Origin of the sequence: Streptomyces sp. NPDC006510 (genome assembly GCF_040611955.1) — a bacterium.
Classification (GTDB): Bacteria; Actinomycetota; Actinomycetes; order Streptomycetales; family Streptomycetaceae; genus Streptomyces.
Genome location: NZ_JBEXPH010000203.1, coordinates 1 through 13,893, shown reverse-complemented (window position 1 = coordinate 13,893; position 13,893 = coordinate 1). Strand labels below are relative to the sequence as shown.

Here is a 13,893-nt window from a genome sequence, read left to right as displayed (position 1 = left end):
GGCCTGCTCCAGGTCATCCAGCCCACCTTCAACGCCTACCACGTCGCCGGCACCCCCCACGACCTCACCAACCCCGTCGCCAACATCACCGCGGCTGCCAACTACGCCGCCGACCGCTACGGATCCATCGACAACGTCAACTCCGCCTACTGACACGGATGTGTTTGAGTGGCCGTATGTGACACCGCGCGGGCAGTCCGATGAGCTGTCCTGGGGTGTACGGAACCGCTGGACGGACGGGGTGGGATCGTGGGAACGATCGAGCAGCTGTGGGCGGCCGGGGAGATGCCGTTCCATGACGGGCTGTACCGGCCGGACGACACCGGGCTGGAGCTGCACGTGGACGGCCCCGGGGCCTACCACCCGGACGCCGGACAGCCGATTCCCTTCCGTCTCGGAGCTCCGTTCGACGTGGCCCGCGCTGTCGAGGAGGGCGGCGTCATCGAGGTGGACACCTGGTTCGAGGCCCCGCTGCCGGACGGATCGGGCTGGATGTCCGGAGGCGGCAGCGGGATGGGCAACATCGGCTACCTCGCCCGGCTCGACGCCGACCGGTCCCTGCGATGGCTCGCCATGATGTTCTGCTCCAACCCCTTTGTGGGCATGCATCACGAGGGAGCGACCGCGGTCTTCACCAACGACTGGAAGAACCGGCTGACTCTCGACCTCACCGTCCCCCCTCTTGCCTGACCCCGCGGTCGTCGGGGCTGAACAGCGGGCCCCGAAGGCGTTGGACCGGACGCCCCCGTACCGACGGACAGGCTGCGCTCACCCGGTGCCGGCCTCGCACGCCCCCTACCGCTGACCTTCAAGGCTTCCTAGGATTACGCGAGTTGATCGACCGTACGTTTCCACAGGAGGCCTGTCGTGAAGCAGAGCATGTCCACCAACCCCACGCACTTACTGTCCGAGACCCCGGACAACGAGGCCGAACTCGACCTTGTGATCGGTGAACTGGAGCAGGAGATCCCGGCTCGTTCGTCCTCCGGGACGAGCACCTGCGTGAGGATCTACTGTACGTTCTGACCGTTTGGCGCACGACGCCGTCCGGTCCGTCGGGCGGCGTCCCGCACCACCCACCCCCGGGGAACGAACGCCGTATGACGAACGTGCTCTGGCAGGCCGGACCCGTAGCCGCAGCAGCGGAATCCACCCGGCAACTCCCGCGCGCGGCACGGGAAGTCGTGGAAGCGATCCGCTCCGGCACGGCGAGCGGACTCTTTCCGCCGGTTCTGCGCAGTACGCCGGAAGGGGTTCTGGCCCCGGGCCGGCCGCTCGCAGGAGACAGCGACGCGCGACTGATCGCGCAGATCCTCACGCAGCCGCGATTCGCGCCACTGCTCGATCTTCTCACGAGCCTCGATGTGTGGTGTCGTGGCGCCAGGCGCCGCCATCGATCGCTGGTCGCACCCGAACTCCTCACGGTCGGCAACGCCGAACTGTTCGGTCCTCTGGTCGCGGAGGTCTTCACCGGCTGCGCCGCAGCCGAAGAGGAAAACGATGCCGGTGGCGAAGCGGGCAGCGATGCCGGCCGCGAAAGGCCCTGGACGCGTCGCGGACGCCAGTACCAGGACTTCCTCGATCTCTTCCTCCGACGGCTCCGCCGCGATCTGCGGTCCTCCTGGTTCGACGACCCCGCCCTGTGCCCGCCCCTGACGGGGCTGTGGGCACACGGCGCCGAAAGTCACAACGGTGGTCAACGGGTGCTGCGGCTGCGGATGGCCGGCGGTGGGTGTGTGGCGTACAAGCCCCGCCCGACCGGTGGCGAGGCACTCTTTCTCTCCGAAACTGCCACCGGCACCCCGAAATCGGTCTTCGGTCTCCTCAACACCCTGCCGCCCGCCTCGGGGCAGGTGCAGCTGCCACTGCTGCGCCAACGCAACGGCCGGGGTCGCGACCGGCACGCCTACTCCTGGCAGGAATGGATCGAACCCCCGGCCCACTGGGGAACGCTCCGCCGTTCCCCCGGGCTCCGTCTGTCCGGCACCCGGCTCGGCCGCCGGGAGGCCCCGCACTTCTGGCACCGGGCCGGCTCCCTCGCCGCCGCGTGCTTCGGTTTCGGGATCGCCGACCTCGGCGAGGGAAATCTGCTGACCGGCACTCGGCCCGGGTCGACCGCCGCGCTCCTCCACCCCGTCGACCTGGAGATCTTCCTCCTGCCGGTCCGGCGGCTGCACGACACCGGGCTCATCGCGGATCCGGACGGCTCCGGCCACCATCACCCCGGCCTGGAGAACTCCGCCCGCTGGTGCACCGTGGACGGACCGGTGGCGTACTTCACGGCCGGCCGCGGGGGAGGGCTGCAACTGCACAGCCGAAGCGCACCCTGCGCCCGGTCCGAAACCCGCAACGTGGTGGCCGGAACCAACGGCCGTACCGGATACGGACCGCACCTCCCGGCCTTTCTGCGCGGCATGTTCGACGCCTGGACCCTGATGTGCCGCAATCAGGGACGACTGAACGAGCTGATCGCCGACGGTGCGGGGCAGCGGTTCGTCCGCGTACTGCCGCACCCGACCGCGGTGTACACCGACGCGCTCGCCGGTGAACTGCTCACCGCGATGCGCGACCACGACGCCTTCGCCCCCGCCGAACGTGAACAGATGCGGCGCGGCGACGTTCCGTACTTCTTCCGTGCCCAGGCCGGCGGCCCGTTGCTGTACATGGAACCGCCCCCGCGGACCGCCGTCTTCACCGCCGTGACCGGCCCGGATCCGGCAGCCGACGGGATACCGCCGGGGCCCTCGCACAGGACTGTGCGGCTGGACCTCGCCGGCCTCGGCGTGGCCCTGCGCGACGCCGTGGAATATGTCTTCGACGACGTGGGGCCCGGCGGCTTCGGCGATCCCGCGCACGGGACCCGTATCCGGCTCGTCAGCGCCTGCGAAGGCGAAGCGGCCTTCGACTGGCGACAGGCGGGCCGCAGGATCGTGTACAGCTGGGACCGGACGACCGTCCGTCTGCGGATCGACCCTCTCCGTGCCACCGCCCGCAACACGGCGGTCAGTAAACGACTCCTGCGACTCGACCGGGTGGATGCCGCACTGCGAGAACGGTGGACGGCCGGCGGCTTCACCGATTCCGGGACCGAGGAACGACTGGGGAAATTCACCGACACCGCGATGGCCTGGCTGATGGACGTGGTCCGTGAACACGGCTGGCCCGGAAAGGCGTTGGTGGGCGAGCGCGCCGCCGAAGCCGCCTGCCGGCTCGTCCAGCACGCCCGAGGCACGCCCGACCTGCTGCGCGAATGCCTGGACCGGATGGAACAGGCCGCTGCCGACGGTGACATCCCCTGGCGGCACGTTGCATTTGCCACTGACGCGATCCGGCTGAGCGAGGGCGCCCCGCAGCTCTACGGCACGAAATTCAGGCGGGGGGCCGACGGACTCGAACCGTGCCCGATCGAGTGGCCCGAAGCGGTCGACGAACGCCGACGGCAGCTGGGCATGGAGCCGCTGGCCCGCTACGCGGTACGCGTTCGTCGCCGCTTCCCGGACCCCGTTGCGGAGGATGCGTGAACACAACGGTCTGGGACCAGCTCGCCCGCCACCACCGGGACGGCACTCCCGCCCTGCTGCACGCATGGGACAGCAGTACCGGCACACCCCCGCTGGACAGCCGGCTCGCGTACCGGACGATGGCCGCCGCCGCGGCTCCGTTCCGGGCCGGCACCCGTTTCCGTGCCCTGCCCGATGTCGTCTTCCTGGTCGACAGCGGTTGCATCGGAGCCCCGGGTGATCTGCTGCCCGGCCCGGACGACACCACTGCCGCGGACTACCACGAGCGGCTGGACGCCCGGCTGCCGGACCAGGGGCGACTGCTCGCCGTCGAACAGCCACTGGTGCTGGACTTCGTGCTCTGGTCGCAGACCCGTGATCTCATTGCGCCGTTGTGGCAGCGGATCGGTACTCCGGTGCTCCCGGTGGTCACCGAACTGCTCGCGGGCGGTGGACTCACGGTGCCGGCGGCACCCGGTGGTGAGGAGACCCACGCCACGGTCACGCTCGTGCTGCACGGCGGCCTCACTGCCCGGTTGCGGGCCGCCCGGCAGCGAGCGGGCGACGACGGTGGAAGCGACGCGCACACCCTGCGTGCCGGCGTCGGCGACTTGGTGTACCGCCCCGCCCACTACCGGGACGAAGTCCGCTATCAGCCACGCACGTTGGCCCTCCGGCTGCGGATCCCGGTGGACCCCCGGTTGCTGCACCGGGCTGTGGAGGACGTGTTGTCGGGCCTGCTCCAGGAACGCCGGTACGGCTCGGACGACGCCGTGCCGTACCTGGACGACGCACCCACCGAGGACCCGCTGGCCGCCCTGCCCGATGTGCGGCCGCTGACGGCCACCGCGGCGGCGCTGGGGCACGAGCGCGAGAGCCCGCGACTCGAGCGGGTGCTCCGCATCCTGTGGGCCCGACGGGCCGGTGCGGGCGGGCTCGAACCCGTACCGCCACCGCGACAGACCCCGCCGACACCCGAGGCAGGGCAACGGGTGAGGGTCACCGCGCCGGTGTTACGGATGCCGGAGGGCGACGGCTGGATATGGGCGGTCAACGGACATGCCTTCGCCCTGCGTGGCCAGTCGGGAGAGCGGCTGCTGGAGCTCCTCCGGGAGCACGCCACCGACGCACCCACTGTCGGAGAGCTGTGCGGGCAACTGCCCCGGTCCTCCCATGCCGGAGCGCTGGCACTGCTGCGCAAGCTGCACGCCCTGCGTGCCGTCGACCTCATGGACGGTCCTGCGGACGGACCGCCGCAGGAGCCGCCGCCCGACGCGGGCGAGTCCGCCGCGGCCGTCGGCAGCCGGCCACGACAGGAGAAGGAGCCGACACCATGACCGAGCCGCTGACCGTGGTGCACACGGGCTTCGACTGGCCGGCCTTCACCGAACAGCACTGGGACCGGGGCCCTGTGCTGTTCCGGTCGATCGCCCCCGTGCCCTTCGCCGAGGCGGAGGTGTTCGCGGCAGCGACCGCCGCCTGCCGACCGGGTGCGGACCCGGCCGCCGAGCCGCCGCCGACGGTGAGCCTCACCGTCGAAAGAGTGCAACGCGCTCGGCCGGGACCACTACTGCCCGGCCGGGCCGACCGCTCCTTCGACCACTACCAGGAACGGCTCTCGGCCGAGCTGGCCGGGCGCCGCTACGCACTGGTGATCAGTGGGTTCCATGCTTACGACTTCGCTCTGTGGGCCCGGGAACGGGAGTTCTACGCAGGGCTGTGGGCGAGGGTCGGGCTTCCGCTCACCGGGGCGATCACCACGCTGTTCCACGGTACGTACGAACACAGCCCGGTCGGCGTGCACAAGGACCGGTTCGCCACGTTCATGTTCGGCCTCAAGGGGCGTAAACGGATGCGGTTCTGGCCGGAGCGGCCGTGGAACGAGCCGGTGTCGACGGTGCTGGACTACGGCCGCTACCGCGACGGATCCTTCGAGGCCGAGGTCGGCCCCGGCGATCTCCTGTACTGGCCGTCGGGCTACTACCACGTCGGTGAGGGCGTCGGCGCAGAGCCCGCCACCAGCGTGAACGTGGGGGTGCCACGGGAGGAGCACCGGGCCGGGTACGAACTGGAGGACCTCCTGGCCGATCTCGACCCGGCGGCACTGACCGGCCGGCCCGGCCGCGACAGCCGGCTGGAACCCATCGGCACTCCCTCGATCTTCGCGCACATCGGCCCGGACGGGCTGCTGTCACCGGTGCTGCCCGACGGACTGCTGCGTTCGGCACGGACCTTCGGACAGTTCGGCGACCCCCGTCTGATCGGGGACCGTGTCACCACCGTCTCGCTGCGCCGCCGGACGGCCGGCGGCTTCGAGCCGGTGCCCGGTCCGGCCGGGCTGCGGCGCCTGACGGACGACACGGTGATCGAGGCCGATCAGAGGTACCCCGTGCGCTGGGCCCCGCTCGCGACGGGGACGAACTGTGCCGTGAACGGGCACGACACCGCGACCGCCCTGCCCCCCGGCGACCTGCTCCGGTTGCTCGCCCCGCTCCTGACGGGCAAACAGGTCTCCGTGGGCGAGCTGCTGACCGGCTTTCCGCCAGGCCCCACGAGCGACCCGGACGACGCCGCGAAACTACCGGCCGACCGGGAAGGTGTGCGGCTGCTGCTGGAGAAGCTGGAGAGCTTCCGCGGCCTGACGTGCCACCGCGGCGGCATCCCCTGATCACACCCCGACCCGGGGCAACCGGATCACAAACCGGCTCGTGCCCTGCGGACGAGGTGGCGACGGGCAGCGCCGAGGGCGCGGCCGGTACCTCCAGCGGCGTGACTCACCCGCCCGTCGGGTCCGGGGCCTTCGGCCCACGGCCGGTGACATGCCGCCGATGGCGCAATGCGGACCCGGGTCGGCCGCACGGGCGATCCTGAGCCCTCTCACGCAAGGGGCCGGAGGCCCATCGGGCTCCGACAGGTATGTCGCGGGGCGCGGCGGAGAGCGACGGGGGATCGGGCCACGGTGCCTGTCACCACACCACATGTGAGCGGCACGCACGGAGGCGGGAGGCGCTGTGAAGTATTCCGGCATCGACTACGAGGCGGTGTTCCAGGCGCTGCCGGGGGCAGTGGCGCTGCTGACCACCGACTTCGTGTACGTGGATGTCAACGAGGCGTTCCTGCGGGTGTCGCGGCGGACCCGTGACCAACTGGTCGGCCGCTATCTGTTCGATGCCTTTCCCGACAATCCCAACGACCCCGCGGCGACCGGCAGACAGAATCTGGAGATGTCGCTGCGTCGGGTGGCGGACACCGGCGAGCGCGACGCCATGGCGCTGCAGCGCTACGACGTCGGGAACCCCGACCGGCCCGGCGAGTGGGAGGAACGGTACTGGAGCCCGGTCAACGTCCCGGTCCTCGGCCCGGACGGGCGCGTCGCACTGCTGCTGCACCGGGTGGAGGACGTCACCGAGCTGATCCGCGCCCGCGGCGGTCACGACGGTGGGGACCGGGCCAGGGTGCTGGAGGCCGACCTGTACACCCGAGCCATAGAACTCCAGGAGGTCAATGAGCGGCTGCGGCAGGCCCATGCCCGTGAACGCGAAGTCGCGCTCGCCCTGCAGGCCGCGATGCTGCCGGCTTCCGGCCCGGTCGGCCGCCGGGTGGCCGTGCGCTATCGGCCGGCTGTCGGTTCCCTGAACGTGTGCGGCGACTGGTACGACCTCGCCGAACTGACGGGGGACCGGATCGCGGTGGCCGTCGGGGACGTCGTCGGGCACGGCCTGAACGCGGCCGGAGTCATGGGCCAGCTCCGCAGCGCGCTCAGCGCCGCCGTACGCGTGGCCGACGGTCCCGCGGCCGCCCTCGACGCACTCGGCCTGTACGCCCGCTCCGTCGACGGTGCCGAATCCTCCACCGTGGTGCAGGTGGTCGTCGACCACACCAGCCACACACTCACCTACAGCAGTGCCGGGCACCCCCCGCCCGCCCTGCTCCACGCCGACGGCGGCATCGAGTTCCTCGACCAGGCCACCGACCCTCCTCTGGGAGCCCGCCCCGAACATGTCGCCAGACCCCAGTCCGACACCACGTTCACGGAAGGCGCCACCCTCGTCCTCTACACCGATGGCCTGGTCGAACGCCGCCGCGAGGACATCGACACCGGCCTTCGACGGCTCGCCGACTGCCTCACCCGCCACCGGTCGGCGGACGCCGAAACACTCGCCGACACCCTGCTGCGCGAACTGATTCCCCCGAACGGCAACAGCGACGACACCGCCCTGGTCATCGTCCGCCTGTAGCCCGGCCCCATGAACCGTGCGCTCGGCGCGGAAGGCGGCAGCACCGGGTGCGGCATCCCGCACCGTACTCAACCGGGGTACCGCTCCCGCACGTTGACATCGATCGATCCGATCACGAGTTCCGGTCCGGTACTCCGCCGGGCGTACGCATGTGGCACAGTCGTGCCGTGGATGCACTGCGACCTCATGACCCCGCGCGCATGGGCGCCTATCACCTGCTCGCCCGTCTCGGCGCGGGCGGCATGGGACAGGTGTATCTCGGCAGGTCACCCGGCGGACGGCTGGTGGCCGTGAAGGTCATCCGGGACGAGATCAGCGACCACCCCGAATCGCTGGCCCGCTTCCGGCGGGAGACCGCGACCGTCGAGGCGGTGCGCAGCGCCTACACCGCGCAGTTGATCGAGGCTTCGCTCGACGCACCGCCCTACTGGCTGGCCACCGAGTACGTGTCGGGGCCCACGCTGCGCGGCGCCGTCGGCGCGCGCGGCCCCTTCCCGCCGGACAGCGCCCTGAAGCTGCTTGCCGCGCTCGCCGAAGGTCTGGCCGCCGTCCACGCTTGTGGCGTCACGCACCGGGACGTGAAGCCGCACAACGTCATCCTCTCGCCGCAGGGACCGCAGCTGATCGACTTCGGGATCGCGCGAGGGCTTGAGCAGACGATCCTCACCCGGGACGGGATGGTGTCGGGGACACCCGGCTACACGGCACCCGAAGTTCTCCTGCGCAACGAGGTGGGCCCGGCAGCCGATGTCTTCGCGCTGGGCGCGACCCTCGCGTACACGGTGACGGGCCGGCCGCCGTACGGCACGGGCGAGCCGGCGGCGGTGAGCTACCGGACCGTGCACGAGGACATCGACGTGGCGGGGGTGCGGCCCACGCTGGCCGAACTCATCCGGCAGTGCGTCGCCAAGGACCCGGCGGACCGGCCGGAGCCGGCCGCCGTGATCGCCCGGTGCGCGGTGGATTCGCCGCTGGCCTCGGACGCCCATTACCGGATGCTGGCACGCACCGCCGAACCCGTCCCCGTACCCGGCTCCGCGGAGCCGCCACAGACGCCGTCCGGCGTGCACCCGGAGCCGGAGACGGAGACGACGCGGGCATCGGAGACCGGGGCCCGGGCACGGCCGACGAACCATGAGCCGGCCGTCCACGCGGTGGAGCGGGCCGGGACCACCGCACCCACGGGGCCGTCGGACACCGCACCGGACGACCGGCCGGATTCGCAAGGGCGCCCCGGCCGGGCCCCGCGGGGCAGGGTCTGGCTCGCCGTGTGCGCGGTGGCGCTCGCGGTGCCGGTGACGGTCCGGCTGCTTCCGGAATCGGACGGGAAGCAGACCGGCGCCGCCCCGACGACGGAGGTCACCACGTCCGGGCAGCCGGCCACAACACGGCCGACCACCCGGAGCCCGGCCGCCCGGCCGCCGGACCACATCATGAACGATCGAGTCTCGCAGGACCGCTGGACCCTGTCCGAGGAGCCGGAGCAGGCGGCCCAGGGCATGGGCTCCTGCGACCTGTCCAGCATCGCCGATTCCTCACCACCCACGGGCCTGCAGTCCTCCGTCTCCCACACCACGGGGTCGTCCACCGCCTTGCTGCAGATGCGACCCAAGGACGCCGGAGAAGGGAAGAGGCCCGCGCCGTACTACATATCCGTGGGGGTGCGGCCCCCGCACGAGACGGACCGTGACACCGGACGGCCCCTTCGGTCCACGGGCAAGGGCATCGGCTTCACCAGCAAGCCCGTCGACCTCTACTCCCGTTGGTCCTCCGGGGGAACCGTCAAGTTGAAGTACCCCGACGACTTCCGTGCCCACTTCGGCAAACGCACCGTCGACGCGATCCCGGTGGGGGACGACAGGGGCGACTGGACCGTGGTGCTGTACCACGTCGAAGGCGGGCCGACGGAGTACACATCCATCGTGTGCAACGGCTTCCACGCCTGAGGCAGGCAATCCACCGATGTGCCGGGGAGCCTGTTCCACCACGTTCCGGCGGGCTCTCTGATGTGCGCGGGCTGTCCGGACAACGCGTTCCGGCAGCGGCTGGGCAGCATGCAGACGGACGAGTCGACCACGGCCTACGCGGGGCGAGCCGTCGGCCGGCCGGAGACCTGGGGGCGGTTGTCCCGCATGTACCTCCGCTTCGGCAGGGACCGGACGATTGCCACCGAGCTTCAGGACCGGATGATCGCGGAGGCCGACGCGCGCACGCCGGGCAACCCGTTCCGGGTCCGTGACTTCGCGACCGCGCCCCATATCGGCCCACTGGACCCGGCACCGGTGGCAGCCGCGCCGGCCGTACTCGCGTCCTCGGAGCGAACCGGACGGCGTCGAGACCGTGCCGGGGTCGCGACGCCGTCGGCCGTTGCCGGCCGGACCGGCCCTACCGCTGCCGGAGGTGATCACGCAGGGTGCGCGCCACCTGTGCCATGAGGGCGTCGGCGCCGGGCTGAGCGCTGGCCGGGACGAGTGACTCGGTGAGCACGGCGATGGCGAAGGCCTGGCCGTCGGAGTGCTCGACGACACCGATCTCGTGCCGGAGGTTGAGCAGGGTCCCGGTCTTGGAGGACCAAGTGGTGGCGTCGGAGCTGAAGTCGGGGGCGAGCCGGTGCCGGATGAGGTTGTGGGCCATCAGGCCACGTACGTGCTCGGCCACTTCGGGATGGATCGCCGACGGCGTCCACAGGGCCTGCAGCAGTTCGACGTAGGAGCGTGCGCTGCCGGTGCTGGCGCGCGTCGTGTCGAGCTGGGGGACCCGATGTCCGCGTCCGCTGGTGCCGGCATCGATGGCGAGGGAGAGCGCGAGATGGGCCTGGGAGGCGTCGAAGCGTTCCAACGGGGTGTCGGTGAGTTCGTCGAGGCTGTGCCGGACGGTGATGCCGCGCAGACCGAACTCCCGGAGCATGCCGGTGACCTGGTCGGGCGGGGTGAGACCGAACAGCACGTCGGCGGCCGCGCCGTCACTCACACAGGTGCTCAGATAGAGCAGGTCGTCGACGGCGATCCGGGCGGGGTGACGGAACCGGCTCAGCCCGGTGGGGCCGGGTGTGGACGTGCGCCCCGGTTGTACGTCGAGCATGGTCGCTCCGTCGAGTTCGCCCCGTCGGATGCGCTCCGCCGTCGCCAGCGCGAGCGGAATCTTGACCAGCGACGCGGCAGGCAACTGGGTGTCCGGGGCGATCCCCACCTCCTCGCCCGTGCGCAGATCCCGCACCAGCAGACAGCCGTGCAGCCCGCCGTCGTGCAATTGGCGACGCATCTCGCTCAGGAGCGCTTCGGTGCTCACGCCGCCGCGCCTCCCGAGCCGCCCGCCCCGCTGTCCGCGCCCAGGCAGCGGCCGATGGCCTCGCCCAGCCGCGCCTCGATGTGTTGTGGATTGCCGCCCGCGGCGGCGACGAGGGCGAACCCCCGGCTGAGCGTGACCTCACCGATGGGCCGCCAGTTCAGGTCGAGTTGCCCCGCCTGCGCGGGGGAGCACAGCAGCAGGTCGCGGGTACAGAGCACCTCCGCCGCGGCGGTTGTCAGATCGGTCGCGGCCACGAGCTGCGCGGGCCGCAGGCCGACCGCGTCCCGCAGCCGGGTCAGTGGGTCACGGATGTGCGGCACGTCGTCCTCCGGCTGGATCCAGATACGGCGGGCCGGGCCCGGCGATGCCCGGCCGATCCGCAACGTATCGATGTAGATGCGCCGCACGCCGGGATCCCGGACACCGGCGAGCCCGAGCGGCACGGACCATGTCGCCTCGTCCGCGGGCACCGCGAGCAGAGCCGCACGCACCAGCTGCGAGTGGACGAACTCGATGCGCTGTGCGGGTGCGGCGATACGGAGATCGAGCGTGATGCCGTGCTCTCGTGCCTGCGCGATCAGCCGGGCGAGCCCGGCCGTCGAGCAGAGCCCCGGCATCGCGAGCCGCCAGGGCTTGCACTTGGCGGCTTCGGCCTCGTGCAGCAGCACATCGGCCGCCTGGACGAGCTGTCTGGCCGCCGGCAGTACGTCCCGGCCGAAGGGCGTGAGGACGGCCCGCCGTGACATGCGCTCGAAGAGCTGCTCACCGAAGCGTTCCTCCAGGGCGGCGACGCGGCGGCTGGCCACCGGCTGGGACATCCGGGCCGCAGCCGCCCCCACGGTGAAACTGCTGTGTTCGCTGACGCTGACGAATGCCCGACACGCTCCGACCAGATCCACAGCCCGAACCCTATGTCAGATCGGCATGAAACAGCGCGTGAGCGTATTGGACCGCATGGCTGTCGGACGGCGAAGGTGGGTCCGGCACTCATGACCACGTCCCGGGATGGGGAGGTGCCGCTCCATCCCCTACGCGCCCTGCCTGCGGGGCGCCTTGGAGGTCCGGACCCATGCAGCAGCACAGCCGTGCCCGGCGTGCCCTTCTCGGTGCGCTGGCCACGCTCGCTCTCGTACCGCTCGCGGCGTGCGGGGGCGGGCAGGACGCCCACTCGTCGTCCCCCTCTTCTTCGGCGTCCTCGCAGCACGCCGGGGCGACGGGACGGACCGGGTCCGCGAAGCCGTTCGCCCCCCGGTTCAAGGAACTTGAGCGCAAGTACGACGCGCGGCTGGGCGTCTACGCCATCGACACCGGCACCGGTCGCGAGGTCACCCACAACGACGGCGAGCGTTTCGCCTTCGCCTCCACGTTCAAGGCGCTCGCCGCCGGTGCCGTGCTGCGCAAGTACTCCCTCGGCGGGATGGACGAGGTGATCACGTACTCACGGGACGATCTGGTCAGCAACTCCCCGGTGAGCGAAAAGCATGTCGGGACCGGGATGAGCCTGAGCGCCCTGTGCGACGCCGCCGTCCGCTACAGCGACAACACCGCGGCCAACCTGCTCCTCGACCGACTGGGCGGCCCCCGGGGCCTGGACGCCGTACTCGCGGGGCTCGGCGACGACGTCACCCGGATGGAACACAGCGAACCGGAACTCAACCGCTGGTACCCGGGTGACGTGTCCGACACCAGCACGCCGCGAGCACTCGCGCGCGATCTGCGCGCGTTCGTCCTCGGAGACGTCCTCGGCACGGGCGAACGCGCGCAGCTGACCAAGTGGCTGCGGACCAACAAGACCGGGGACGAGCTCATCAGGGCCGGAATGCCCAAGAACTGGGTGATCGGCGACAAGACCGGATCCGGCGGCACCTACGGCACGCGCAACGACATCGCCGTGGTGTGGCCCCCCGACTCCGCCCCCATCGTCGTGGCGATCCTGTCGAACCGGGGGAAGGAGGACGCCGAGTACGACAACGAACTCATCGCGGAAGCGGCATCCGTGGTCGCCGACACGTTGTCGTAGCGGGGAATGCGGCCTCAGGCGGTGTGCGGCCGCACAGCGTGCCGGATCCAGACGTTGGGTTCGACGTAGACGGCGTGATCGTGTGCGGTGTCGCAGTGCACCGGAGCCAGGGCGCCGGGCACGTCCACGTCACCGTCCCGGTCGAAGGGCAGGCCGGTCCACTGCCGCCACTGAGCCAGCGAACCGCTGACCGTCATCGAGGCGGGAGCGACCTTCTCGATGGTGCCACCGGCCTTGACGTGCACCCGCACCCACGGGTCGGTGGGCAGCCCGTCGTCCCGACGCCGCCGGAGGTATTCGGTCATGGGGACGCGAGGATGCACGTGCTTGGCCGTCGGGCGGACCGGTGCCAGCAGGGCGTCGTGCCCCTGCCGGCCCGCCGCCTCACGCAGCGCGGCCAGCATGAGGTAGGACAGACCGCGGCCGAGGTAGTCGGCGTCCACCGAGATCTCAAGCGCACTGGCCGCAGTCCGGGCGCACCCGTGCTGCCGGTCATGGTACGCCCACACCAGCACCCGGTCCCAGCCCTGGTCGGGCATCTCCTCGCGTCCGCCGCTCTCGGCGTCGAACGGCACGCCGAGTCCGCGCGCGACGACCCGGTCGCCGTCCGTCGCGGCCACGCAGTACTGCGGGAAGTCCTCGGGAACCCGGCCCAACAAGGCGCCCGCGACCGGGTCGTGGGGCGTGAACACCGGCCAGGAATCGTTGATCTCGTAGACGCGCGGGACCAGCGACGGACGCTCGGCGAGCGTGGTTACTGACTTCGGCTGGCTAGGGTGACGTTGGGGTGTCGACGGCCAGGCCGGTGCCGGCTATGAAGCCGTCGAGGGTGTCGGGCCGGTACTGC

Annotated in this window: 12 protein-coding genes and 1 pseudogene; 10 read left to right on the top strand and 3 right to left on the bottom strand. The window is 71.3% G+C overall.

The window, feature by feature from the left end; genetic code table 11:
- The 9 genes and pseudogenes from ABZY11_RS36995 to ABZY11_RS36955 form a co-directional block, all read left to right on the top strand.
- The coding region (locus ABZY11_RS36995) for a transglycosylase SLT domain-containing protein (protein ID WP_356481326.1) at window positions 1-153 on the top strand (153 nt) is incomplete at its 5' end.
- Window positions 154-249: 96 nt separating this feature from the next.
- Window positions 250-690: a hypothetical protein gene (locus ABZY11_RS36990; protein ID WP_356483365.1), complete on the top strand. Its 441-nt coding sequence runs from the start codon at window positions 250-252 to the stop codon at window positions 688-690.
- 177 nt (window positions 691-867) lie between these two features.
- Window positions 868-1,026 (top strand): hypothetical protein, encoded by a 159-nt coding sequence (locus ABZY11_RS36985; protein ID WP_356483364.1) that lies wholly within the window; start codon window positions 868-870, stop codon window positions 1,024-1,026.
- 74 nt (window positions 1,027-1,100) lie between these two features.
- Window positions 1,101-3,521, top strand: a complete 2,421-nt coding sequence (locus tag ABZY11_RS36980; protein ID WP_356483363.1) for a DUF6624 domain-containing protein — start codon at window positions 1,101-1,103, stop codon at window positions 3,519-3,521.
- Window positions 3,518-4,837: a hypothetical protein gene (locus ABZY11_RS36975; RefSeq protein WP_356483362.1), complete on the top strand. Its 1,320-nt coding sequence runs from the start codon at window positions 3,518-3,520 to the stop codon at window positions 4,835-4,837. Before ABZY11_RS36980 ends, ABZY11_RS36975 begins: the two co-directional genes overlap by 4 nt.
- The gene (locus tag ABZY11_RS36970; protein ID WP_356483361.1) at window positions 4,834-6,168 is read left to right on the top strand and encodes a cupin domain-containing protein; all 1,335 of its coding nucleotides are present in this window, start codon (window positions 4,834-4,836) and stop codon (window positions 6,166-6,168) included. Before ABZY11_RS36975 ends, ABZY11_RS36970 begins: the two co-directional genes overlap by 4 nt.
- 343 nt (window positions 6,169-6,511) lie before the next feature.
- Entirely contained in the window at window positions 6,512-7,738 is a 1,227-nt protein-coding gene (locus ABZY11_RS36965) for a SpoIIE family protein phosphatase (protein WP_356483360.1), read from the top strand.
- A gap of 200 nt (window positions 7,739-7,938) precedes the next feature.
- A complete protein-coding gene (locus ABZY11_RS36960) occupies window positions 7,939-9,684 on the top strand; it encodes a protein kinase (protein WP_356483359.1) in 1,746 nt (581 codons plus the stop codon).
- 57 nt (window positions 9,685-9,741) lie between these two features.
- A pseudogene (locus ABZY11_RS36955) lies at window positions 9,742-10,026 on the top strand (alpha/beta hydrolase); the annotation flags it as partial.
- A 97-nt stretch (window positions 10,027-10,123) separates the two neighbouring features.
- Here ABZY11_RS36955 and ABZY11_RS36950 read toward each other — a convergent pair.
- Both ABZY11_RS36950 and ABZY11_RS36945 read right to left on the bottom strand, forming a co-directional pair.
- Window positions 10,124-11,026 (bottom strand): serine hydrolase, encoded by a 903-nt coding sequence (locus tag ABZY11_RS36950; protein WP_356483358.1) that lies wholly within the window; start codon window positions 11,024-11,026, stop codon window positions 10,124-10,126.
- Entirely contained in the window at window positions 11,023-11,925 is a 903-nt protein-coding gene (locus tag ABZY11_RS36945) for a LysR family transcriptional regulator (RefSeq protein ID WP_356483357.1), read from the bottom strand. The genes ABZY11_RS36950 and ABZY11_RS36945 overlap by 4 nt, the downstream gene beginning before the upstream one ends.
- A gap of 170 nt (window positions 11,926-12,095) precedes the next feature.
- Between ABZY11_RS36945 and bla the strand changes: the two genes are divergently transcribed.
- A complete protein-coding gene (gene bla, locus ABZY11_RS36940; RefSeq protein ID WP_356483356.1) occupies window positions 12,096-13,046 on the top strand; it encodes a class A beta-lactamase in 951 nt (316 codons plus the stop codon).
- 14 nt (window positions 13,047-13,060) lie between these two features.
- Here the strand turns inward: bla and ABZY11_RS36935 are convergent, their stop codons facing one another.
- Complete coding sequence (locus ABZY11_RS36935; protein ID WP_356483366.1) at window positions 13,061-13,777, bottom strand: N-acetyltransferase; 717 nt, start codon at window positions 13,775-13,777, stop codon at window positions 13,061-13,063.
- Between the last annotated feature and the right edge of the window lie 116 nt (window positions 13,778-13,893).

Coding starts and splice junctions, on each gene's coding strand:
- ABZY11_RS36980 (WP_356483363.1), top strand. CDS start 1,101: ATGACGAACGTGCTCTGGCAGGCCGGACCCGTAGCCGCAGCAGCGGAA.
- ABZY11_RS36970 (WP_356483361.1), top strand. CDS start 4,834: ATGACCGAGCCGCTGACCGTGGTGCACACGGGCTTCGACTGGCCGGCC.
- ABZY11_RS36960 (WP_356483359.1), top strand. CDS start 7,939: ATGGGCGCCTATCACCTGCTCGCCCGTCTCGGCGCGGGCGGCATGGGA.
- bla (WP_356483356.1), top strand. CDS start 12,096: ATGCAGCAGCACAGCCGTGCCCGGCGTGCCCTTCTCGGTGCGCTGGCC.